Annotated in this window: 19 protein-coding genes and 2 pseudogenes; 7 read left to right on the forward strand and 14 right to left on the reverse strand. The window is 48.7% G+C overall.

Annotated elements, in window-relative coordinates; genetic code table 25:
• Positions 1-4 precede the first annotated feature (4 nt).
• From nth to rpmH, 6 genes and pseudogenes are all read right to left on the reverse strand, one after another.
• Positions 5-643, reverse strand: a complete 639-nt coding sequence (gene nth, locus WC777_03480; protein MFA6024250.1) for an endonuclease III — start codon at positions 641-643, stop codon at positions 5-7.
• A gap of 395 nt (positions 644-1,038) precedes the next feature.
• Positions 1,039-1,932: a septal ring lytic transglycosylase RlpA family protein gene (locus WC777_03485; GenBank protein ID MFA6024251.1), complete on the reverse strand. Its 894-nt coding sequence runs from the start codon at positions 1,930-1,932 to the stop codon at positions 1,039-1,041.
• Entirely contained in the window at positions 1,911-2,384 is a 474-nt protein-coding gene (locus WC777_03490) for a R3H domain-containing nucleic acid-binding protein (GenBank protein ID MFA6024252.1), read from the reverse strand. Before WC777_03490 ends, WC777_03485 begins: the two co-directional genes overlap by 22 nt.
• Before the next feature lie 23 nt (positions 2,385-2,407).
• On the reverse strand, positions 2,408-3,667 hold the full coding sequence (locus tag WC777_03495; GenBank protein ID MFA6024253.1) for a YidC/Oxa1 family membrane protein insertase: 1,260 nt from the start codon (positions 3,665-3,667) through the stop codon (positions 2,408-2,410).
• A 14-nt stretch (positions 3,668-3,681) separates the two neighbouring features.
• A pseudogene (rnpA, locus tag WC777_03500) lies at positions 3,682-4,002 on the reverse strand (ribonuclease P protein component).
• A complete protein-coding gene (gene rpmH, locus WC777_03505) occupies positions 3,986-4,138 on the reverse strand; it encodes a 50S ribosomal protein L34 (protein MFA6024254.1) in 153 nt (50 codons plus the stop codon). Before rpmH ends, rnpA begins: the two are co-directional and overlap by 17 nt.
• Positions 4,139-4,308: 170 nt before the next feature.
• On the opposite strand from rpmH, the gene WC777_03510 reads away from it, so the two are divergent.
• A complete protein-coding gene (locus WC777_03510; GenBank protein MFA6024255.1) occupies positions 4,309-6,279 on the forward strand; it encodes a hypothetical protein in 1,971 nt (656 codons plus the stop codon).
• A gap of 73 nt (positions 6,280-6,352) precedes the next feature.
• On the opposite strand, the gene WC777_03515 is transcribed toward WC777_03510, so the two are convergent.
• The gene (locus tag WC777_03515) at positions 6,353-7,519 is read right to left on the reverse strand and encodes an acetate/propionate family kinase (GenBank protein MFA6024256.1); all 1,167 of its coding nucleotides are present in this window, start codon (positions 7,517-7,519) and stop codon (positions 6,353-6,355) included.
• 96 nt (positions 7,520-7,615) lie between these two features.
• On the opposite strand from WC777_03515, the gene WC777_03520 reads away from it, so the two are divergent.
• From WC777_03520 to WC777_03530, 3 genes are read left to right on the forward strand one after another with little or no spacing between them, the layout of a single operon-like run.
• Positions 7,616-7,864, forward strand: a complete 249-nt coding sequence (locus WC777_03520; protein MFA6024257.1) for a hypothetical protein — start codon at positions 7,616-7,618, stop codon at positions 7,862-7,864.
• A complete protein-coding gene (locus WC777_03525; GenBank protein MFA6024258.1) occupies positions 7,851-8,276 on the forward strand; it encodes a type II toxin-antitoxin system VapC family toxin in 426 nt (141 codons plus the stop codon). Before WC777_03520 ends, WC777_03525 begins: the two co-directional genes overlap by 14 nt.
• 26 nt (positions 8,277-8,302) lie before the next feature.
• Entirely contained in the window at positions 8,303-10,675 is a 2,373-nt protein-coding gene (locus WC777_03530; protein ID MFA6024259.1) for a phosphoketolase family protein, read from the forward strand.
• Between the two features lie 352 nt (positions 10,676-11,027).
• Here the strand turns inward: WC777_03530 and WC777_03535 are convergent, their stop codons facing one another.
• Genes WC777_03535 through WC777_03545 form a run of 3 tightly spaced genes read right to left on the reverse strand, consistent with a single transcriptional unit; the run spans position 11,028 to position 12,607 of the window.
• Positions 11,028-11,984 carry a phosphate acyltransferase gene (locus WC777_03535; protein MFA6024260.1) on the reverse strand — a complete coding sequence of 319 codons (957 nt, stop codon included), beginning with the start codon at positions 11,982-11,984 and terminating at the stop codon, positions 11,028-11,030.
• A 22-nt stretch (positions 11,985-12,006) separates the two neighbouring features.
• The gene (locus WC777_03540) at positions 12,007-12,246 is read right to left on the reverse strand and encodes a hypothetical protein (protein MFA6024261.1); all 240 of its coding nucleotides are present in this window, start codon (positions 12,244-12,246) and stop codon (positions 12,007-12,009) included.
• Between the two features lie 10 nt (positions 12,247-12,256).
• On the reverse strand, positions 12,257-12,607 hold the full coding sequence (locus WC777_03545) for a hypothetical protein (protein MFA6024262.1): 351 nt from the start codon (positions 12,605-12,607) through the stop codon (positions 12,257-12,259).
• Between the two features lie 243 nt (positions 12,608-12,850).
• Between WC777_03545 and WC777_03550 the strand changes: the two genes are divergently transcribed.
• Entirely contained in the window at positions 12,851-13,672 is an 822-nt protein-coding gene (locus tag WC777_03550; protein MFA6024263.1) for a hypothetical protein, read from the forward strand.
• Between the two features lie 52 nt (positions 13,673-13,724).
• On the opposite strand, the gene WC777_03555 is transcribed toward WC777_03550, so the two are convergent.
• Both WC777_03555 and gltX read right to left on the reverse strand, forming a co-directional pair.
• Entirely contained in the window at positions 13,725-14,699 is a 975-nt protein-coding gene (locus tag WC777_03555; GenBank protein MFA6024264.1) for a hypothetical protein, read from the reverse strand.
• A gap of 41 nt (positions 14,700-14,740) precedes the next feature.
• Positions 14,741-16,159, reverse strand: coding sequence for a glutamate--tRNA ligase (gltX, locus tag WC777_03560; GenBank protein MFA6024265.1), 1,419 nt, complete (start codon positions 16,157-16,159; stop codon positions 14,741-14,743).
• A 70-nt stretch (positions 16,160-16,229) separates the two neighbouring features.
• On the opposite strand from gltX, the pseudogene WC777_03565 reads away from it, so the two are divergent.
• A pseudogene (locus WC777_03565) lies at positions 16,230-17,252 on the forward strand (DUF4153 domain-containing protein).
• Positions 17,253-17,917: 665 nt separating this feature from the next.
• Here WC777_03565 and WC777_03570 read toward each other — a convergent pair.
• Positions 17,918-18,889, reverse strand: coding sequence for an endonuclease/exonuclease/phosphatase family protein (locus tag WC777_03570; GenBank protein ID MFA6024266.1), 972 nt, complete (start codon positions 18,887-18,889; stop codon positions 17,918-17,920).
• Positions 18,890-18,953: 64 nt separating this feature from the next.
• Here WC777_03570 and WC777_03575 point away from each other — a divergent pair, with 64 nt between their 5' ends.
• Positions 18,954-21,179, forward strand: coding sequence for a DNA translocase FtsK 4TM domain-containing protein (locus WC777_03575; GenBank protein MFA6024267.1), 2,226 nt, complete (start codon positions 18,954-18,956; stop codon positions 21,177-21,179).
• 410 nt (positions 21,180-21,589) lie between these two features.
• On the opposite strand, the gene secA is transcribed toward WC777_03575, so the two are convergent.
• A complete protein-coding gene (gene secA / locus WC777_03580) occupies positions 21,590-24,151 on the reverse strand; it encodes a preprotein translocase subunit SecA (GenBank protein MFA6024268.1) in 2,562 nt (853 codons plus the stop codon).
• Between the last annotated feature and the right edge of the window lie 25 nt (positions 24,152-24,176).

Raw genomic sequence — 24,176 nt, forward strand, 5'->3', positions numbered from 1 at the left:
CACCTTATCTCCGTTTTTTTGTCGTTTTCCCAGGCCAGGGACAGATTTTGTACAAGGGGCAGCTTTCACATTTGGGCTTACGGGCGGTGCAGGTTTTGCGGCCATGAAAAATCAACTGGAGGTGCAGCTTAGACCAATGTTCTTTGGGCACGACGGCTTTGACCTGGCGCTCGGTTTTATCCCGATTCTTTCCGGAATCTGCCAAGCCCAGACGGTTGCACACGCGATGAATGTGAGTGTCCACAGGGAAGGCGGGCATGTTGAACCATTGTGCTTGCACCACTTGAGCTGTTTTTGCGCCCACGCCGGGGAGAGAGGTCAACGCCTCCAGGGTGCTGGGAACTTCTCCCCCAAGCGCCTGAATCGCCCTGGCGCAGCCCATGATGGCCTTGGTCTTACTGTTGAAATAGCCGCAGGGAAAGATTATTTTTTTCACCGTTTCTTCTCCCATTGCCAAAATATCCTCCGGAGTGCAGCCGTGATCTTTTGGAAAGAGCAGCGGGGTGATGAGGTTCACCCGTTCATCCGTGCACTGTGCCGATAAAATCACGGAGATCAGCAATTCAAAAGCATTGCGATGCTCGAGGGGAGCCTCCGGGTTTGGGAATTCTTGATCGAGTATTTTGAGCAGCGTCTCAATCATCCGTCATGGAAGAAGTTTTGGAGTTTTGGGCAAAACCGCTTTCTTCGAGGTAGGAAAGATCTTGATCTTCGGTCACTTCCATTTCTTGCAAAATCTCGCTTTCTTCCAAATGGATGAAGGATTGCGCCTCCACTACGCTTCGGTCGAGTTTTCGGAGGTCTGATTGAAGAGATTCGTAGTCGATTTGCAGTTGCTTCAACTCGTAGCCTTTTGCGGGTCCGCGGCTGTTCATGTAGAGATAAGTTCCGGTGCTGCTGATGGCCAAAAAGAGCAGCGTCCCAATGAGGATTTGATAAGTGCTTCGGACTTCAAGGGAAAGGGGCTTGCGGCTTCTTCTCCACTTGAAAGGGCGAACGGCGTGGGTGAGTGGATCCATCATGGCTTTTACTTTACCATTACTGATTTAAGACTTCCAGTCGAGTGTTCAGTAAGCCTGTGGAGAGGGCTCCAATCTGTTCAAAAGCGGCTGGGGTGAGGTCGATGATATAGCCCTCGGTATAGGGGCCACGGTCGACCACTTCCACCACCACGGTGATTTGGGTGTCCAGATTGGTGACGCGAACTAAAGTTCCGAAAGGAAGGGTTTTGTGGGCGGCCATGAAGCCGTAGGCCTCGAGGGCTGTGCCGGAAGCGGTGTTGTGCCCATCGAAACTGTAGCCGTAGTACGAGGCGATTCCATATTCCACTTGGCTGGTGAAGGGCTGTTTTTTAAAACGATAAATCAAATCGGCGAGTTCCCCACGGGTGAGGGGACTGCCGGGGAGGTAATCCCCGGTGTCATCGGGGACAATAAGGGCGTGATCAATTCCGTATTGGAGGTAGGCGGTGTACCAGGCATCGTTTGCGACGCCGGGGAGTTCACTTTGGAGTCCCGTGGCCAAAATCAACATTTTAAGCGCTTCGGCTCGGTTCACGGTGTCCAGAGGTTTAAGGGATCCATCTTCATGGCCGCTTACAATGTCCAGCTCGGCTGCAGTATTCACATAATTTATATACCAAGCGTCCACTTCAATGTCCGGGAAGCTGGCGACCTCTGTCCACTCCAGGGGCACTTCACTCACCTCCAGAATCATCTTTAAAGCCTCCACTCGATTCACCGGGTTCATGGGGCCAAAAGATCCATCTTCGTATCCCGTGAGAAAGCCCGCTTGAGTTCCGTAATAAACCCCGTCGTAATAGGCATGGTGATCCGGAACATCCGTGTACCAACTGCTTAAAGCTCCGGAGGTGACGCCGGGTGCCAGGAGGAGAGAAGCGAGGATGGGACCTAAAAAGGTGATGGACCTCACTGTTTATACTTAATCACGACTTGTCGGTAGTTGCCTTCGCCGATGCTTTCGGTGACTAAATTGTCGTAGCCTTTGGTCTTGATCATCATGTGAACGAGACGGCGGAAATAAGGAGACATGGGGGGAAGAGCGGCTTGGATTTTGCTGCTTTCCACTTCTTTCATTTTTTGTTCGGCGATGGTGAGTACATTTTCTTCTTGGCGCTTGCGATAGTTGTCTACATCAAAGGAGATGGTGATGTCTTCTCCCAACTGTTTGTGGAACATAACGGTGAGAATTTTTTGCATGGCCAAAAGGTTTTCACCATGGTGGCCGATCAAAAGGCTGGGTTCTTCCGAAACGGAATTCACACGGAAGTTTTTCGGTTCGGTCTCCTCAATCTCAATATCGGTGAAATCGATGCCTAATTTTACGAGGAACTCCGATACGAGCTTTTTGATTTGCTTTTCCATAATAACGAATGGTTTAGGGTAATCTAATGTTTGCGGTCGATCACTCGTACTTGAACGGAATCTTCAGGGGACTCTTTTTTTGGGCCCTCTTTATTTACCACAAGTTGTTGGAGTATGCCATAGAAAGTTGAAGTTCCCCAGTATAGACCCACGGCTGCGGGGAGCTGGGCGGTGAACACCGCGATCATGGCGGGCATCAAATATTTCATCATTTTGTTGGCCATTTCCATCTCATTGGGCTTGGCATCCCCCGCTTTTTCGTCCTTTTTCTTTTCATCTTTCTTCTTCTTTTGTTTGGCCTGCATCAATTGCATCTGTAAAAATTGCAATCCCCCCACAATGATGGGCAAGACGATGACGCTTTTGGTGAGCAGATCAAAACCAAAGAAAGAGGAGTTGATTTCGTGAAGAGAAAAGGCCGGAAGAAAATCGTAAATCAGAGTGATCCGATCTGGAGAAAGCCCTCCGTTGATCACATAAAACAGAGCAATAAGGATTGGAAATTGGATGAGCATGGGCAAACAACTCGACAGAGGATTTGTTTTGCTGCTTTTCCAGAGCAACATGGTTTCTTGCGCCAGTCGGGTTTGGTCATTGGCGTACTTTTTCTTCAGTTCTTCCAATTTAGGTTGGAGCTCTTGCATGCGTTTTTGCGCCTTCATTGCCTTTTGAGAGGGGACCAAAAGAATGGTTCGAATCACCAAAGTGAGCAAAATAATGGCCAAGCCCAGGTGATGTCCGGGCATATAAATAAGGATGCCCACCAAAACATTGAGCAACGGTTGATAAATGAGAGTGCGCCACAATTTGGTGAGTACGCTGGGATTGTGGATTTCGAATTCCGGAGAACTGAACTCATTCCATTCCAATTTGTATCGGCCCAGCTCTCCAAAATAGGAATAACTGTAATTCAAGAGGCTGATGGTGGTCTTTTTCCCGGGTTCAATGATTTGATCTTTGTTCGTGGTGCATTCGGGCAGGTTTTGGCTGCTCACTTCTGTAAAGGCTTCATCCGCATAACGCAAAACTTTAAAAGGAGGGTGGAGAAAATCGACCTCCGCTCCGGAATCCACACATTCGTAGGTCAGCGTTATGGGCTCCGTACTGTTGTTTTGGAGCACCACTTTGACCTCTTTTCCTATCGCATATTCATTTTTTTGAGTTTTGAAAGCAAGATCACCGCTTTCCAGAGAAGTGTCGCTTTTCCCTCCTTGGAAGGCCTGCATAATCAAAATAGTGGCCAAAAAGACCAATAGGTAAGGGAAAATATTGAATTTTTTCATGGCTTGAGGATGTTTTTTAAACTGGATTGCAGCTCGTCAAAGGAGGCTTTGACCACCGGTCTTCGAGCTAGAAGCACTATATCAAAAGAATTTGTCTTTGGCACGAGATCTTCTTTTTCCAAGAGGCGAACGATCTCATAGATCTGTCGGCGTTTTCGGTTTCGCTTCACTGCGGATTTCTCGAGTTTCTTCCCCACAAGCACGGCATAATGATTTTCTCCAAGGCCATTCTCCTTCTTAAATACCACAAAAAAAGGGGTAGCTATGGACTTTTCATCCTTTAAAATAGCTCCCACCGCCGTCTTACCATGAATTCGTTTACTTCGTTTTATCACGACGAACAGATACCGTAAGCTGATGGCGGCCCTTAGCGCGGCGGCGGTTCAGCACCGCTTGTCCACTTTTTGTAGACATTCGCTTGAGGAAGCCATGGGTTCGAGCTCGTTTCCGTCTTTTAAGTTTTCCTAACATGGTTGTGTTGGTGCCGCTTACGCGGCGTTATTGCCTAGCAAGCCTTTTGGGCTCGCTTGGTAGTGCGGTGATTTTATTCAGGCTTCTCACGAAAGTCAAGGGTATTGGAGAGAGGATTGCTAAAAGCCAAAATCTTTTGTACAGTGGGTTCATCTGGATACCGTTTATCTATGTTTCTACAACTTCAACAAGAATCCCTGATTTTGGGCCGTAAACCTCAGGGTTTTACCGAGCACTTCTATACGGAGTGGGACGACGGCATTGGAAAGGAGAAAATCTCCCTCTTCTTACTCATCTCTATTCACAGCACTCAGGTTCCCGGGCCCGAAGTGGCCAAAGAAGCCTTTCAACTCTTGCAAGACCACTTCTTGGATGACCTTTCGGGAGATCCTTATGATCGTTTTGAGAGTGCGCTGCGGGAAATCAACAGGATGGTGAATGAGAAAGAGAAGGAATTAGACCTCAAATTTGTGCCCAATGTGAATGTGATTATTGGAGTGATTCAAAAGGACATGGTCTTTTTGTCTCAACGAGGGGAGGCGCAAGGCTATTTGCTTCGCAAACGACATGTGAGTTCGATCACCGAGGGGCTTTATGATGAGAAGAATAAAGAAGAGCTTTTCCAAAATATTGCGAGTGGAGGGATGGAAGTGGGGGACTCTTTGATGTTCGTTACAGGTCCGCTCATTCAGTTTGTGACGCCAAATGATCTGTCTAAGATCTTTTCCGAGCAAGCTTTGCCGGATGCCATGAAAGAGCTGGAGGATCTTTTGCAGGGGGATATGGAGGATCAAATGATGCTGTTGGCTTTCGAGGTTTTGGAGAAAACAGAGTCTCTTTCGGAAGCTCCCGTGGTGAGGGACCATAAGAGGGAAGAAGAAATTGAGGATGAAGATGAGCGGCCGGTGCCTTCGGCGCTCCATGCGGATGAGGATCGACCTCGTGTGGGGCGCTTGAACAAGGGGATTGAAGAACTTCGTAAATTTGCGGCTCGTAAAGAAACTTGGGCCTTTTTGGACACGGTTCGATCTTGGGAAAAGAAAAAACTCTTATTTGCACTGGGAACGGTGGGTGCCGTTCTTCTGATTGGACTGTTCCTCATGACCTCGGTGCTTGGGAAACAAAGGAAAATTCAGGAGATGGAGGACAATCTGGCTTTGGCTCAAGAAAACATCACTCAAGCTCAAACGCAGGGTGCTTTTGATAAAGCGGCGGCGAATGAACTTTTGGATCAGGCGGAGGCTTTGGCGATCACCGTGCTCGACTCCGGGTTTTCGGGTGGAGAAGCCAGCCAAATCTTGGATGAAGTGGAGGATCAGAGGAATGCTTTGGACAATGTTCAAGTGGTGGATAAAGACAGCATTCGTTTGCTCGCGGATCTGAGTGATTCTTTGGCGGGAGCCTCCTTGATTGGAGTGGATGTTTATGGCGACCGCATCGTGGCGTACACGGCTCAAAATGCATATCAAATTCTTTTGGATCAAGTTGAATCTCCCGACTTGCTGGATGCCAATGATAAGGTTCTTGCTGGAGAGTTTTTTGAAGACTATGACACGGTGGTGATGGTGACAGCGGGAGGAAATCTTATTGAATACACCAATGGCAACGCGCAATTTGCCGATACCGCGGATGTGGACTGGCATACGGGCGTGGATATTGCGACTTACTCCAACAAAGTTTATGTTTTGGATCCGATTTCCAATCAAATTTGGCGATACCAACGGGGAACCGATGGTTACGGAGGAGCTCAGCCCTACTTTTCTGATGAAATCGATCTGACGGATGCGGTTTCCTTGGCGGTGGACGGCAGCATTTGGTTGCTCAATCAGGATGGCGGTTTGCTCAAATATCTGAGCGGTAGTCTCGTTGAATTTGAGATCAAAAAAGCGCCTCTCACTTCCATGGAAGGGGCCAGCCAAGTGTATACGGATCTTGAAATCAATCAGCTCTACATTTTGGATCCTTCCGATGATCGACTGTTTATCTTTGATAAGAGCGCCAAGAATGCGGATCTCACTTATAACGCTCAATATGTCTTTGAAGATTTGAAAGGTACGCTCGTTGACTTTTTCATCGATAAAGATCGCAATGTGATTGTGCTCACCACTACGCAAGCTTTGTATGAACTGAGTTTTGAATAGACTATCAGAAATAGAAGACTCCTTTGGGAGCGCTCCGGGCCGCTAGGCCAAGTCTTACTCCCTCACGATCCTCTTATTTTCCTCCACTACTCTTTATGAGTTGGGCCATAAACTTTTCTTCTTGGCTGGGCAGGACCAGAACTTTAATGCTGGATTTTGTTTTTGAAATGCAGACTGCGTTTTTCTTGTTCGCAGCTTCGTCCAGCTCCAGGCCAAAGGGTTTTAAATAATCGCAAATTTGGCGGCGGAGGTAGAAGGCGTTTTCACCAATTCCGGCGGTAAAGACAATGGCATCGGGAAGGCCGCCCAGCGGTATGAAATAACTGCCGATGAGTTTGGCCACTTGATAACTGAAGACTTCAAAGGTGCGGAGGGTTCCGGGTGCCTTGGGTTTTGCCCACAGGCTACGGATATCGGAGCCGATGCCCGAAAGACCCTTGAATCCGGATTCATGCTCCAAAAGATGATGCACGGCCTCCGGTTTTTGTTTCTTTTGGAGATGAAAAATGATGGCGGGATCAATGCTGCCGGAGCGAGTGCCCATCATGGGGCCTTCCAGTGGGGTGAAACCCATGGAAGTGTCTATGGATTTCCCGTTTTTAATGGCGCAGAGGCTCACCCCATTGCCAATGTGGCAGGTGATGAGCGAGGGCGACTTTTTTTTGAGGTGTTTGGAGGCCGCTTCCGCTGCTCCGGCGTGGCTGGTTCCATGGAAACCATAACGACGAATCCCTTCTTTTTTGTACAGTGCATAGGGAAGTCCATAAAGAAAAGCCTTTGCCGGAAGACTGTGATGAAAAGCGGTGTCGAAGACGGCAAAATGTTTGGCTGAGGGGATTTTTTTGAGACAAGCTTTGAGAGTGCTGAGATTGGACGGGTTGTGTAAAGGGGCCAGAGCATTGAGTCCCGCAAGTTTTTTTAAAACCAAAAAGTTGATGCGTGTCGGTTTTTTAAAGGCTTCTCCGCCGTGCACCACGCGGTGGGCTACTTTTTTGATTTCCTTTAAATTTTTTACGATTCCATCATCTTGTAAACGGCCCAAGCCGTAACTCAAGGCTTCTTCGTGGTTTTTTATTTTTGTGGGGACGGTCTCTTCCGGGCCATCTTTAAAAGACCTCCTAAAATGACAGTGTTTTTGTCCAATGGCATCGATATGACCCTTGTAGACTTGATCCAACTCTTCATCAAAGAGCGCAAAACGGAGGGAAGAAGAACCGGCATTGAGAACGAGAATTGCCATGGCGTAAGCAAACTTTAACACATAAAAAATGTGATGGGAATGGTCTTGATCCACCGGTAAAAGTGGGGTAAGATAATGGGGTAATAAACTTACCCCATGCATTCACATAAACGATTGAATCGAGAGAAAGTGAATTTCATGCTTGACCGAAAGCTGGTCTTAGAAATGAAACAGTATGTTCCTGAAGGGGAGCGGAGTAATTTTGCAAATGAAGCTTTTGAGGAGGCACTGAGCCTTCTTAAAAGGCGAAAAGCCATGGAAATGATTGATGAATTGAGAGCCAAAAATACCCTGCGACTCACGACAGAAGAGATCATTGAAGCAAAAAATTATGGAAGAAAATAAGTTTATTGTTGTGGACGCTTCTTTGGTTCTTAAATGGTTTTCTCCAGAAGAAGAGGATTTGGAACAGGCCTTAAAACTATATTACCGGCATGGGGAGGGGCAATTTCGTATTTTGGTTCCGGAGCACTTTTTTGTTGAGGTCTCCAATGTGTTTGCTCAGAAATTTTTAGACTCTGCCGAAAGCCATTTTTCAAAAATTAAAATGCTTGGATTCGTTGGATGTTTCATTGATATTTCCATCGCCTCGGTGGCCTTTGGACTCAAAAGAAAATATCCTAAAATATCTTTTTATGATGCTGCCTACCATGCTTTGGCGCTTACAAAAGGAGTCCCTTTTATTACGGCAGATAAAAGTTACTATGAAATGGTTAAAAATGAGGGAAACATTGTTCTTCTTAAGGACTATCGTTAGAATGACCTTGTCTCTTAAGTCTCGCCATGACTAAAACCGACAAGCAGGCCCTGCAGTGGCTTAAAAAATACTTGCGTTACACCGATTACATCGGGGCGGCGCAGCTCTATTTAAAGGACAATGCTTTGCTTGCGGAAAAGCTCAAGCCCGAGCACATTAAAGAACGCATTTTGGGGCATTGGGGAACGGTTCCCGGACTCAATTTTATTTATGCCAATTTGAATTATTTAGTGTGGAAGCACGATGCGGAAATGCTTTTGGTCACGGGGCCGGGGCATGGTGCACCGTCTATTTTAGCGAACTTGTTTGCCGAAAAAACACTGACGGAATTTTATCCGGATTTTCCGCGGGATGGGAAGGGAATGGCACGATTGATTCATGATTTTAGCTGGCCGCACACGGCGTTTCCCAGTCATGTGACGCCCGGAGTTCCCGGGTCCATTTTGGAAGGTGGTGAATTGGGTTACAGTTTAGCCACCGCCTTTGGCGCGGTGATGGATAACCCCAACTTGATTGCAGCAGTGGTGGTTGGAGATGGAGAAGCGGAGACCGGGCCCATCGCGGCGGCTTGGCACAGTAATAAATTTCTCAATCCACGGACCAGTGGAGCGGTGCTTCCTATTGTGCACATCAATGGTTACAAAATTTCAAACCCCACTATTTTTGGGCGCATGGATGATAAAGAACTTCGATCCTTGTTTGTGGGTTATGGTTATGAGCCTTTTATTGTGGAAGCCCCCAATTTGGAAAGCAAGATGATGGAGGTGATGGAGGAGGCGTATCAACGCATTCGTAAAATTCAAAAGGCTGCACGGAAGAGCAAGAAAGCATTTTTAAAGCCCAAGTGGCCTGTGATTTTGCTTCGGTCTCCCAAGGGCTGGAAGGGGATTCAGAAATTTCATGGACACAGTATTGAAGGATCTTTTCGTGCGCATGGCGTTCCCGTTGGACATCCCAAGGAAGATCCCACGGCGCTCAAGGCTATTGAGAGCTGGCTCAAGATTTATAAAATTCAAGAATTGGTGGATGCACAGGGGCGGCCCAAGCCGGAGGTTTTGGAGTTTGTGCCCACGGGGGCCAAGCGCATCGGAGCATGCAAGCATGCTATTGGAGGGAATATCATGCAGCCGCTCAAATTGCCGGCGGCGGGGAAGTATGCGCTCAAATTTAAGAAACGGGGACAGGTACAGGCGGGAAGCACGCCGGTGGGTGCGGAGTTTTTACGAGACCTTACGGTGCTCAATCCTAAGACATTTCGCATCTTTTGTCCCGATGAATTGGAATCGAATTTGTTCAAAGCCGTGTTTGAAAAAACGGGACGGGGCTTTATGTGGCCACTCAACAAAAATGATGAGCACATGCAGCCCGACGGGCGCATTCTGGAGATGCTTTCGGAGCACACTTTGCAGGGCTGGATGATGGGATACACGCTCACCGGTCGTTTTGGATTCTTCTCCAGTTATGAGGCTTTTCTTACGATTATTGCGAGCATGGTGGATCAGTATGCCAAGTTTTTAAAACAGAGCTTTAAAGTGAAATGGCGTAAGCCCGTGCCTCCTTTGGTTTATCATTTGGGCAGTGTGGGGTGGAGGCAGGAGCACAATGGATATTCGCACCAAAATCCAAGTTTTGTGAGCAATCTTTTGCAAAAGCATGGGGAGTTTTGCCAAGTGTATTACCCCTGTGATGCCAACAGTTTTTTGGCGGCCATGGAAGAAGCTTTTCAAAAACCCAACACCATTAGTGTGATTGTGGCGGACAAACGCGAAGTGCCTCAGTGGCTCAGTTTGGCGGAGGCCCGTGAGCAGGCCAAGGCGGGTATTGGAATTTGGGAGTGGGCGACGGGCCGCGAGGCGAGTCGAAATCCGGATGTTGTTTTGGCCAGCGCCGGAGATTACATGACGCAGGAAGCCATGCACGCCATTCAACTGTGTAAAGAACTGGTGCCGGAAATGAAGATTCGCATGGTGAATATTTCTGAACTCACCGGGCTGTGTATGGGAGACTACTGTGGTAGCTCTCACGCATGCATCAACGAAGCCATGGTGGAGAAATATTTTACAAAAGATAAGCCGGTGGTCATCAACTATCATGGGTACACCAATGACATGGAGCAGGTGCTTTGGTCCTTTGTGGATGCCAAACGATTCAGTTTGCATGGTTACCAGGAACGCGGATCCACCACCACTCCTTTTGATCTTAAGGTGGTGAATGAAACGGATTTTTACCACTTGAGTATGGACATGATCCGCTTGGCCTCGCCGCACAATAAAGCGGTTGCCAAAAAACGCGATACACTCATCGCGCTTTTGGAGCAAAAGATCCGTGACCATCAATCCACCATTTGTGAGACCGGCGACGATCCCAAAGAAGTGAAAGTGCTCAAGTGGAAGAGCTAAAGGCCGCCGTGCGGGGCCCTTGGTGCTGCCAATGCCTCGTGGACTTTGTGGCTCGTGTCGACCCTGGTCTCTGGGCCGGTGCTTTTTTGCCATGCTTCAAATCCGCGGTGAGGCATTTCTCCTCTCTTCATTTGTTGGAAAGGATTTTCAGTCAGTCCGGGAAAGTTTCGAGGGGCCATAGAATAGGGGGTTAAATATAAAAACGCCCCGCTTGTGCAAGCGAGGTTTGTGAATAAAAAAACCTCGCTGCTAGTTTAGGACTAGAATAATGGCGAGGCTAGACACAGCAAGACCCAATTGGGCTTCGAACTTGCGGCAATGGGTTGAATGAAGTGTCATAGTAACCTTGAGTTTATCAAAAACGGTTTTTTTGTCAATATTTCATTTGCGCTTGGACCGTGGTGAAGGCGGTCAGATGAACGATGTCTTCGACGGAAGCACCGCGAGAGAGTTCGTTGACGGGTTTTTGTAGTCCTTGCAAAATGGGGCCGATGGCCTTGGCGCCCGCGAGCCGCTCCACTAGTTTATAGGCAATGTTTCCGGCTTCTAAATCTGGGAAGATGAGGATATTGGCATGGCCGGCGAGAGGGGAGCTGGGGTCTTTGAACTGGCCCACGGCATCGATGAGCGCGGCGTCCACTTGCATGGGGCCCTCAATGCTCAAGGAAGGATTTTGTTGTTTCACCAGTTTGGCGACGGCATGCAATTTTTGAGCTTGAGGGGTTTGGCTGTTTTCTCCCGTGGAAAAAGAGAGCAGGGCGATTTTTTGTTCCAAGCCAAACTGCTTCGCGCTTGCCGCGCTGTCGGAAGCAATTTGAGTCAGTGTCTCCACGGAAGGATCAGTGTTTACGGCACAATCCGCAAAGACGAGGACGCCGCCGTTGGCGGCGTCCGGGTTCGTATCCGTAGGGAGCACCATAAAAAAGAGGCCCGAGGCCTTCCATCCTTTTTCTTTTGTTTTTATGATTTCCAGGGCTGGAAGAATGCGTTCACGGGAGGCGGCGCTCGGGCCGGCAATCATTCCATCCGCTTCCCCTTCGTGTACAAGCATGGTGGCAAAATAGTGGGCCGTTCGCATCTTGCTTCGCGCCTCTTCTTCTCGTGCGCCACGGAGCTCCATGAATTTTTTAACGAGAGTTTCAAAACGGGGATCTTTACTTGGTTCGCCAAATACAACTGGAATTGCCAAATTCTCTTTGCTGATGATTTTTATGGCTTCTGCAACGCGGGGCTCAGATCCTTCTGCAAAAACAATCCGCTTGGGATTTTCTTTCGCACGGTCCCAAACTTGCTTTAAAAAGTCCTCCATTTTGGGTGCGGATTTATTCGTTTTATTCGCCGATTGCCTTGAGATCGCTCACCGCTTCGTTCACGGCACCGGTGGCCTCGACTACTGAATCTTTAGCCTCATTCACCTGGTCAACCGTTTCCACCACTTCATCCTTTATTTCCACGGCTTCATTTTTAATATTTTCCACCGCTTCCAAAGACTCCTGTGTGGCCTTTGAGAGCATACTGCAGGCAGGAAGAAGTAAAAGGGTGGCGAGGAGGAGTGGGGTCGGCAATTTCATGGCGGCGGCCTTAAGAATTCTGATGTTTTTCTTTGAAGATTTCATCGAAACTTCCGGAGAAGTTCTTAAGAAAGTTGTGCATATCCAAGACTTCGTTGGAGGAAATATATTCCATTCGTGGGGCGCTTCCTAAACGGATTGGCATATCCTCTTCATCATAGGGGACTCCAGCTATATCGGTGTGTACATGAATCACGGCCTCCATATTGCAGTTTGGGCAAAAAACTTGAAAGAAACTCTCTTCGCAGCTTGTGATCCCAATAATATCCACATCAAAATCGGTGTATTTCCCGTTGCAGGTTTGGCAACGCATACCTCTTTTGATTTGCCCCACAATGGCTTTGAGGTCATGAAAATTCATATTGTTCTTTAAGGGGTGCTTCTATTTTAGCGCTTTTCTTCGGCTGCTTCCAGCGAATTTTTGCCGGAGGGGGTGCTTCAGGGGCGGCGCGGCGGTTGCTTGATGGGGCGCCTCGGTTGAGTGGGCCCACAGGGCAAAGGTGATTACACCCTCACCCATAGCTTTTGTCATGGGGGAATGGGGGTTTAAACCTGTTAATGGGGTGGTTTTGTGGTAGAATTAAGATTCAGTAACCCCCTCACTATGACCGATGCCGAACTGTATAGAAAAGCTAAGTTTTTTGGAAAGAACGCCCTCCTTTGGCGAAGGAAGTTTATGGGCCTCCTCCCGGAAGTGCAGCGAAGGCGGTTGTATGAGAAGCGCGGCTTCGGGTCTATTTTTGAGTTTTCTTTTAAACTGGCCGGACTGAGTGAAGAACAAGTGAGGCGGGTTTTGCAGCTAGAAAGGAGGTTTCAGGAGCTGCCCACCTTGAAGGGACTTTTGGAGACTGGCGGGGTGAGTGTGAATAAGTTAGCCCGGGTGGCTTCTATTGCCACAGTGGCGAACCAGGAAGACCTGGCGGAAGCAGTGAAACTTTTGCCCCAGGCGGCAGTGGAAACTTTGGTGCGAGATGAGCGATTTCAAAAATTAAATGGCTTTCTTAAGCCACAAATTGAAGGAAAATCTGTGCGCGCGCACAACTTAAACTTGGATGAGAAAGTCACCGCCCGCTTGTTGGAACTACAAGAAAAAGGCCTCAATTTAAATGAAGTCCTCATGGGAATGTTGGACAGAAGAGACCAGGAAATAGCAGAAGAAAAAGCAGTCATTGCTGCACATTTGCCTGAAAGGCAATCTCGCCCTGTGCCTGTACGAACCCGCAAAGTCCTTCAAAAAGAACATGGTAGCAAATGTTCCATCGCCAGCTGCAAACGCCCAGCAGAACAACTGCATCACACGCAAACCTTTGCGCTGAGCCACCGCCACGATCCTCACTATCTTGCGCCGCTCTGCAAAGCGCACCATGTTTTGGCGCATTCAGTGAATCTAAAAGTATGGGAGAAAAGGACGCAGGCGGCGATTTAAAAAGCCCGTCAGGATTTTCCATGACGGGCCTTTGTTTGCCGATTTTTATCACTTACGCGGCTCTCTTGGTTTCGAATGCGGGGCTTGCGTGGAGTGGCGCTGGTGTTATCCTTTCAGGTGGCCTTCCGGTTGTTGCCTCGAGTGGCTTTGGAGTTATTACTTCAGGTGGCGCTCCGATGTTTTTCTTGAGTGGCGCTCCAGGTGTTGCATCGAGTGCGACTTCAGGCTGTACGGCGTCTGCCTCAGCGGCATGCTTTGCTTCTTGAGCAGCTTGTACCTGAGCTGCTGCTTCCGCTTCAGCGGCTCGTTCGGCATTCATGTGTTCACGCACTTTGGGCATCCGTTCCACCACTAGATTTCCCATTGTCACTCCCCTCTGAATAAGTTCACCTGCCTCTGTAGCTTCTACATGTCCGGTGACCATGCCACCCACTTTGAGAACAGTTCCAGCGGTTTTACTCGTTTTTATGAAGTTTGAGAAAGCTTGATCGGCAGCGGCTGCCACTTCCGTTGAAGCAGGAACGATTCCCAAGGAAAACATGGCCGCAACGGTAGGCTTGTTGACCAACATGGAGATGTCACTGATCAAGGGATCCGGGATGAATTTTGCGAAGAAATTGCGTTTGAGCCCTCCCCACAGCGCTTCGACTAGCTTTTTCCCTAGCACTGCTCCCGGTGAAAGTACAGCGACGATTTTTTCAAATCGACTGAAGGAGAGTCCGGTCAGACCTTTTTCCATTAAGGCCATCTTTTCTTCGTCAGAGAGCTCAGTAAGAATTTGAACCGCTCTTTCATTTCTGCTGGCAAAGCTGTTGGCGGCAAAGGTGAGGGCCTCGATGTCTGCCCCTGCTGTAGCGTTTTTTTGTAAAATACCGAGAATCTCCATTGGCAGACTGCCTTCGGGGGCTTCATTAGTTTCTACGGGGGCGCCGTCTTCTCCATCCATATCTACCTCTCCATCCACATCTAAGGGATCGACTTCGACATCATTATCAGGATTTTCTGGACCGTTTGAATTGTGTGACATAGGAGCTTGGGGTTAAAAAGCCTTATATCAGAATAAGCCAGCTATCTAATTTTGTCAAGGGCTCTTTTTACCCTTTTAATACTGAGTTCTTTGCCCAAGAGTTTGACCAGTTCGAAGACCCCCGGGGAATACTGTTCGTTGCTCAGTGCGATGCGGAGAGGCCAGAGGACTTGGCCGTTTTTGAGGCCCAATTTTTCGATCACTTCCATGAGGCAAGCTTTGATGGCTTCTTCATCTGCTCCATCAGCTAAATTTTCCAGAGCGGGGATGGAATTTTCGAGCGCCAAAACTGCGGTAGCCTTGTCCACTTTCATTTTTTCGTTGAGGAAAAGACCAAGGTCATAGTCGAACTCCTCTAGAAGAAGAGGTTTGAGGAGGGCTGGGGCTTCGGAGAGGGTTTTCATGCGCAGCTGAACGGAGGCCAGAATCTCGGGCTTGAGTTCACCTTTGAACCAGGGTTCATCCTTTAAATAAGGCAAAATCAGCACCTCTAATTCCGGGAGAGATTTTTGGCGGATGTAGTGACCGTTCAGCCAATCCAACTTTTCCAGATTGAACACGGCGCCGGCTTTTTGAACGCGATCGAGGCTGAACCGTTCCACCAATTGTTCAAGAGTGAAGAGCTCTTCCTCCGTTCCCGGGTTCCAGCCTAAAAAGGCAATAAAGTTAACGATGGCTTCCTTAAGGTAGCCTTTCTTTATATAGTCTTCGGCCGCGACATCGCCTTGGCGCTTGCTGAGTTTGCTGCGGTCCGGATTGAGGAGCAGGGGCAGGTGGGCAAATTCGGGGGCCTTCCATCCAAAAGCTTTGTAGAGCCAAAGGTGCTTTGGGGTGGAAGGGAGCCATTCCTCACCGCGGATCACATGGGTGATTTCCATCTCATGGTCATCCACCACATTGGCCAAGTGGTAAGTGGGGAAGCCGTCGGATTTGATGAGGACTTGATCGTCGATGTCTTTGCCGTGAAACTGAAGATCGCCACGAACGAGATCATTAAAGAAAAGATCTTCTTGGGGGATTCGTTGACGGATGACATGGGCTTCACCGGCTTCGATGCGTGCTTGTCGTTCGCTGAGGCTCAAGTGTGTGCAAAGGCCATCGTATTTGGGGGGGAGTTTTTGGGCTTCTTGTGCTTTACGCATTTCATCGAGCCGTTCAGAGGTGCAAAAACAGGGATAGGCGTGGCCGTTTTCCACCAATTCTTTGGCGTATTTTGCATAAATCTCGGTTCGTTTGGATTGAAAAATCGGACCCTCGTCCCAGTTCAGATCAAAAAAATGAAGGGCGTTTTGCAGGCTTTCCACGGCGCCTTCCACAAAGCGTTTTTGATCCGTGTCTTCGATGCGGAGGGCAAAAATACCTTTGTTTTGCTTGGCAAACAGGTAGGAATAGAGCGCGGTGCGGAGTCCTCCAATGTGGAGGTAACCGGTTGGAGATGGGGCAAAGCGAGTTTTAATCATGGCGGCAGTGTAACACAGGCTTTTCACTTTTAAAATTCAAGAGTAGGCTTTGGGCATCTAACCGCCTTTCATGAATAAACTCCAATCCTTTTTTAAATCTTTGCTCGTACGGACCAAAGCCTCGTTTTACCGGTTTCCGGTGAGCATGGCCATTATTCTTGCGGCCTTTTCTCTCATGGTCTTGGATCTTTGGACGCCCCATGAATTTAAAGATGAAAAGATCATGCAACTCATTGTTATTTTTTGGGTGACGCTCCCCATTTTTACGGCGTTTTCTCTCTTCTTTAAAAAGCGTTGGCCCCTGCTTTTGGGTTTGGGGGCGGCTTTGTTTTTATTCTTCACCACGGAGGATACGATGCGGGAGGAAGACATTCAGGTGTTTATGCTGTGGGGCGGGGCCTTTTATAGCTTGCTCTTTGTGTTGCCACACTGGAAAAATAATCAAAACAATGGATTTTGGACCTATTGCACGCGGATTCTTTTTATATTGATTTTAGGTTTTGCGTGTAGTGGAATTTTGGCGGCATCTTTGACCTTGGCTCTTGAGAGTATTCGTACTTTGTTTGAGGTGGATATTGATTATCGTTGGATGGAGACCATGGCAATGTTCGCTTTCTTTTTTGTCTTACCCATGTTTGTGCATATTGGGCTTCCTCAAGATTGGAAGACTTTGGAAAAGAATACGGAGCACCCTCATTTTTTTAGACCGCTCAGTGCCTATTTGCTCACCCCCATTTCAGTATTGTTCTTTGGAATCCTGACGGTGTACGCGCTTAAGATTCTTATTACAACAGAATGGCCCAGCGGGCAGGTGGCGTATCCGGTGCTTTACCTCTCATTGGTGACTTTTGGGTTTTACCTCATTTCTTATCCTTGGAGACAAACTTGGCAACGCTGGTTCTTTGCGGCACTTCTGCCTTTTCTGGCGATGTATTTCATCGCGCTTGGAATGCGCATTGAACAGTATGGTCTCACGGAAATGCGTTACTTGGGCTTGATCCTTGGCGCATGTCTTGTTTTGGAGTCTTTTTACTTTGCTTTTATTAAGAGACAACGACTTCAGATGATGCTGATTCCTTTGGCGATTGCTGCCTTTGTGTTTGCGGTTGGGCCTTGGGGGGCCAATGAACTGCCCATTCGATCTCAAGAAAAACGGCTCGAGGCGGTGCTCATCGAAATCGGTGCCTTGCAGGATGACCGTTTGGTTCTTGTGGAAGCTTCAACCGTTCCCGATGAGACCGTGGTTCAAATCTCTTCAATCGTTCACTTTTTATCTCGAAGAGATCGTCTGAGTGATTTACAGGAGTGGACCAGTGTGGATCTTTTTGACGGAAGGTCTGGTGAGGAATTTATGAAGGCCATGGGTCTTGAATATCAGCCGTGGGGTATACGAGATAAGGGGCGACTGCTGAGGTTCTCTCACTCTTCGCGTTCGTTTGGAACGGAGGATTTTTATCCCATCTCCGGTTTTGATTTTCAGGGGGGCGTTGACCTTTCTTATATCCCTCATCTTCCCGAGGTCGCCACACAGACCCTGTCTCTTCAGGAGGAAACTCTTGTGCTTGGTCTTTCACCTTCCGGTATGCTTACCCTGGGTCGCCAGGGAGCTATTTTGAGTTTTGATCTTATGGCCCTGGAAAAAGTTTTGCCGGAGTACACTTCAAAAACCGATCCCACTCGAGATGTTGAGGATTTTGTTTTGAATGCTGAAAACTCCACGATGCGAGTGCGTATTTATATCACTCATTTGAGCGGGGGCTATTCGGATGCTTCGGAAACGGTGTTTGAAGATCTTTCCTTGAACGGGGAGATGCTGGTGGATTTCAAATGATTCAAACGAACGACGATAGGCAAGTGATCTGCCGAAAGGCGGTCTGCTGCGTGAAAATCCAAAACTTCCCATCCTGAGCTCAAGAGAGCGTGGTCGATGGGGAGTTGAAAGAGCAGATTGTGGGCATGCCAGGTTGGAATAAGACCAAAGCCCACACGGGCATCTTGGAGAGAGGCGTTTTTGAGAAGGTCTATGAAATGCGGGGACCAGGGGGTGGCGTTGAAGTCGCCCATGATGAGGATGGGGACGGGGCTGGCTTTTGTGTAGGCGACCAGGTCTTGGAATTGAGTGTTTCGCTCTGCAGCCCAAGCGGCGGTGAGGGGGGCCATGGGATGGACCCCCAAAATGTGGTAAGACGCATCTTCCGGAGTGAATTCCAGGCCAACTTCCGTGCCCAAGGGGATTTCTTTGAAAGAGCCCGGGATGCGGCTGGCCATGGCGATGCCGTGAACTCCTGTTTTTTGGGTGAGGGCTTGGTGGGGGTAGTCTTCTTGAAAGAGGGTGAGGCCGGTTTCCCAATCCGCATTGGCTTCGTGAATGATGAAGAGGTCCGGATTTTCCTTTTGAAGCACGGGGAAAAGTTCTTCAAATTGAGTGTTGGTGTAATAAAAATTGCTGGCCAAAACGGTGAGGTTTTGGTCTTGGGTGGCGACTTCTGTGTGGGCTTGCAGGTAAGGGGCAAGGGTTCCGGCGTGAATTGAAAAAAATGTGCTGAACAGGAGAGCGAGGGTCCAGTATTTTTTTTGCAGCGTTGCCAGAAGCAGGAGGCCCGTTAGCATCGCGTAATAATGTGCGTAATGCGTGAAGAGTTCAAAAAACCAAGAAGCTTGAGCGGAGAAAAGGATGATTTGGAGTAAGACAAAGCCAATAGAACTGATGATGAGAAGTTTTTTAGTCATGGCTTGAGTTTAGTCGCTCGGCATAGACTTTTCCAGATTGATTTGCTAGGATTACCAGCGATTTATGGCAAAAAGACGACTCACTCGACGGCGCAAGGGCAACCCCATCCTCAATTTTGAGGTGGAGAGTCATATTATGAGGGAAATTTGGGCGGTGGCTTACTTGGCTTTGGCCGCGCTCACCTGGCTCTCGCTCAATCAACAGTTGGGCGTTTTGGGAGATTTATGGGTTTCCGGCTTACGACCCGTGTTTGGGGTGGGCTTGGAGGCGGTGCCTTTTGTGCTTCTGTTTATGGGAGCTTCGGTGTTTTTTTCCAAGCAAATTTCTTGGGGGCTTGCGCGGCTGACCGGTGTTTTTGCGCTCGCGGTTTCGATTTTGGGCTTTGTGCACATGGGGGTTCCGGAGACGGAACTTTTGGAGACGGCACAGATGGGACAAGGGGGTGGTTATATTGGATTTGTGTCCAGCTTTATTTTTACCGCGGCCTTCGGCCGCGTGGGGGCTTTTGTTCTGCTCGTGGCTTCTTTTTTGATCGGCGTGCTTTTGACCCTGCAGGTGAGCTTGGGCGCGCTTTTGCGTTTCATCACCCCTTCGCCCAAAATGGTTCGCAAGGTTATTGACACCGCTACCCCTGAGTTCACCATTCTTCCCAGGGAGGAGGATGAACTCCGCATTGTGAGCCCGGCCTCCACTGCTCCCGCCAAAGAGTTGCTCAGCATGACGATTAAGGAACTCAGCATGCAGGAAGTGGAAGAACGAATGGCCAAGGCTTTGCCCGAAGATGACGACAGTGTTCCGGTGGAGACTGGGGAAGAGGAAGTGGTGGTGACTTCCAAGAAAAAGAAAAAAGGGGAGCCGGAACTAGAAGACAGTGTGGAATGGAGTCCGCCGCCCATGGATTTGTTGGAGGTGGGCAAAGAATCTTTTGAAATCAATCAAAGCGATTTGAAACGGAAAGCGGATCTTATTAAAACGAAGCTCGAACAATTTGGAATTGATGTCTCGATGAATGAAGTGCATGTGGGGCCCACGGTGGTGCAGTACACCTTAAGGCCGGCGGACGGAGTGAAGCTTTCTAAAATCACTTCTTTAAAGAATGACATTGCGTTGGCACTTGCGGCGCCGGCCGTTCGTATTGAAGCGCCCATCCCGGGTAAATCTCTGGTTGGGATTGAAATTCCAAGTGCTTCACGGACCACGGTGCACATGCGTGAAATGATGGAAACGGCTGAATATATAAAAGAGAGTTCCAAACTCAAAATTGCGTTGGGGCGGGATGTTTCCGGCCGGTCCATGGTTGCGGATTTGGCCAAAATGCCCCACTTATTGATTGCCGGAGCCACGGGTTCCGGTAAGTCCGTGGGACTCAACAGTTTCTTGGTCTCTTTCTTGTACAACAACTCTCCCAAGGAACTAAAGTTTATTATGATTGACCCCAAGCAAGTGGAACTTTCCACTTATAACGGGCTGCCTCATTTGCTCACGCCGGTGATCACGGATCCTGAAAAAGCGGCCACGGCACTCCGTTGGGCGGTGGCGGAGATGAATCGACGCTACAAGGTTTGTGCGGAGGCCGGGCACCGCAATATTGCCGACTACAATGCGGATCGCAAGACGGCTGAAAAGATGGCAAAAATTGTGATTGTGATTGATGAATTGGCGGACCTCATGATGCAGGCACAGAAGGAGGTGGAGGCTTCGATTTGCCGTATTGCGCAGATGGCGCGCGCCGTGGGCATGCACTTGATTGTGGCGACTCAAAGACCTTCGGTGGATGTTATCACAGGTTTGATTAAAGCCAATATTCCGGCGCGCATCGCCTTTACGGTGGCGAGTGGAGTGGACAGCCGCACGATTTTGGACACCAATGGCGCGGAAGATTTGTTGGGAAGTGGAGACATGCTCTACATCTCCGGAACCATGGGTAAGCCGGTGCGCATTCAAGGTATTTTTGTTTCTTCCAAAGAGATCGAAAAAGTCACCAATCGGCTCAAGCTCACGCATGAACCCGTTTATCAGCAGGACATTACTTCCAAAGAGACGGCACAAAGATCTGTGCAAGGTGTTCCGGACATTCCGGATGAAGCCAAGTCTGATGAGGAATTGGTGAACCTGGCCATTGAATGTCTCAAAAAGAACCGTAAAGCGGCATCCACTTCTTCAATGCAACGCTACCTGCGCATTGGCTATTCGCGTGCCGCACGAATCATCGATTTACTTGAACAGGCTGGAGTTATTGGTCCGGCTCAAGGCAGCAAACCACGGGATGTGTTTGTGGAGAGAGATTAATTTTTATATGACCTTCCAATTCCAAATTCTCAATTCTGCTCATGGGCCTCGTTTTACTCCCACTGTTTTGAAGGAGGCTCGGAAAGTTTTTAAAGAAGTACGGATGGGGCTTTTGTACTGTGATGAGGAGCTGGATCCCTTTAAGGTGCCAAGCTTTGATGCGATTGAAGAGCTTATTTTCTTTTTGGCCTTGGTGGGGGATGATGAGTTTTTTAAGAAGGAAGTGGATGCACTTGAGTTTTATGAAGGCAAAAAGCCTCAACTTGGATTTGCATTGAGGGGGGATCGAGAGATGTGGCTCAGTGAAGAGGGTAAAAAACATTTGGGAGCCCACAAGATTTTTGCTTTCACTCCGCTGTCTTATGTGAAAAAACACATCGGACTATTTTTGAAGGCGGAAAAATGAGCCGTTAGGCGCCGTGGCATTTCTTGAACTTCTTTCCACTTCCACATGGGCAGGGGTCGTTGCGGCCCACTTCGTCGAGATCGATGCTGCCTTTTTTGGTTGTGGCGATCGCAGATTCTTCGGTGTTTTGATCGATGGCTTGGTCGTTGGTGACCATGGGCATTGGGGTGGGCTTTTGCACCACTTGGACATTGATTTTCACATGGAAAAGGCTACGCACGGTGTTTTGATTCATGCTGTCCATGAGCTCTTCAAACAATTGAAAAGCCTTGTTTTGGTATTCAATGAGGGGATTCCTTTGGCCATACCCGCTTAAGGACACGGCGTCGCGGAGATCTTTGAGCTCGTCGATGTGGCGCATCCAGAGCATGTCCAGGGTACGGAGACTGATCATCCGTTCGGCACGGCGCAAAATGTCCGGGGAGGGCAGGGCTTTTTCTTTTTCCAAATATTCTTCGAGCAAATAGTTTTTGATTTTTTCGATGAGGCCTTCTTGACCCAGAGATTCTAGAGTCTCACGAGCTAGGGGAGTCTTTGGGTCGCGGTGAAGGGCGCTCACGCTCTCGAAGATTTCTTTGGTGTCTCCGGGATGTTTGAGCACGATGCGTTCCGCTTCTTCCTCAATGAGCACCAAAATGGAATTTTTAAGATCTTCATTCTCCAGAATTTTTCGTCTGCGGGTGTAAATGATGTCGCGGTGTTTGTTGATGACGCTATCGTATTCCACCAAGTGTTTGCGGATATCAAAGTTGTGACCCTCCACTTTTTTTTGCGCGCTTTCAATGCTTCGGCTGATGAGGCTGTTTTCGATGGGGGTGTCTTCGGGTAGGCCCAGTTTTTCCATGAGACTGCTCATGCGGTCGCCGCCAAAAATACGCATCAAGTCGTCTTCCATGGACACAAAAAATTGAGTGAGCCCCGGGTCTCCTTGGCGACCGCTTCGTCCGCGGAGCTGGTTGTCGATGCGCCGCGCTTCGTGCCGTTCACTCCCAATCACACAGAGTCCGCCAAGCTCCTTTACACCCTCGCCAAGTTTGATGTCGGTTCCACGGCCGGCCATGTTCGTGGCAATGGTCACCGCGCCGCGTTCGCCGGCCTTTGAAATGATTTCCGCTTCCTGCTCGTGGAATTTTGCATTGAGCACATGATGGGGAACGCCCTCGGCCTTGAATAATTTGGACAACGATTCGGATTTCTCCACAGAAATCGTGCCCACCAAAACCGGCTGCCCTTTTTCATTCAGCTCTTTCACCACTCGGGCGATGGCTCTGAATTTGGATGCGGTGTTTTTATAAATGGCATCCGACTTGTCTTCGCGGGTGACGGGACGGTGGGTGGGAATCTCGTACACGGCCAATCCATAAATGGTTTCGAATTCTTCCTCTTCCGTTTTTGCGGTTCCCGCCATGCCCGCCAGTTTTTTGTAGAGACGGAAATAGTTTTGAAAAGTAATGGTGGCCAGGGTTCTGCTTTCTCGTTTGATTTCCACTCCTTCTTTTGCCTCAATCGCCTGGTGAAGTCCTTGTCCAAAACGGCGACCCGGCATGAGGCGGCCGGTGAACTCATCCACAATCATAATCTGTCCATCTTTCACCAAATAATCCACATCGGCTTTGTAGACGGCGTGGGCGCGGAGCGCTTGTTCAATGTGATGCACCTCTTCAAAGCCTTTTTCTGTATAAATATTCTCTATTCCCAAGAGTTCCTCCATTTTTTTGACGCCTTCTTCCGTGAGGGTGACGCTGCGCTGTTTTTCATCGATATTGAAATGAGTGTTTTCATCTAGTAGGCGAACCAATTTCCCGTATTGATCGTACTTTTGTGTGGACTCCTCTGCAGGGGCGGAAATAATGAGCGGAGTGCGAGCTTCATCGATCAAAATAGAATCCACTTCGTCCACAATGGCGTAATGGAGTGGGCGTTGGACCAAGGCCTCTAAACTTGGAGCCATGTTGTCCCGCAAATAGTCGAAACCAAATTCGTTGTTGGTTCCGTAGGTGATGTCTGCGGCGTAGGCTGCTTTTTTCTCATCTCGATTTTGTCCATGCACCACCACGCCCACGCTGAGTCCCAAAAACCGGTAGAGGCCTCCCATCCATTCGGCATCGCGTTGAGCCAAATAATCATTCACGGTCACGATGTGTACGCCTTTGCCTTCCAGGGCGTTGAGGTAAACCGGCAAAGTACAGACTAAAGTTTTACCTTCTCCCGTTTTCATCTCCGCAATTTTGCCTTCGTGCAGCACGATTCCTCCCACCATTTGGACATCAAAAGGCACCATGTCCCAGGTGTAATCGTAACCGCGGATCTTCCAGGAAGCTCCTTGCAAGTGTCGACATGCGTTTTTAAGCAAAGCAAAGGCCTCGGGGAGCAAATCTTCCACCGTTTCTCCTTTTGCAATTCTCTCTTTGAACTCCGATGTCTTCTTAGGAATATCCTCGGCGGTGAGTTTGCTTTGGTAGTCCACCTCAATGGCGTTGATCTTTTCCACTACTTTGGCCACGCGCTTCAGCTCCTTGTTTTGAGGATCCCCGAAAATTTTATTGAGTGTTTGAATGACCGACATGCGTGCAGAATAACATGGTTTATGG

This window comes from Candidatus Gracilibacteria bacterium (genome assembly GCA_041661045.1).
Classification (GTDB): Bacteria; Patescibacteriota; Gracilibacteria; order UBA1369; family 2-02-FULL-48-14; genus 2-02-FULL-48-14.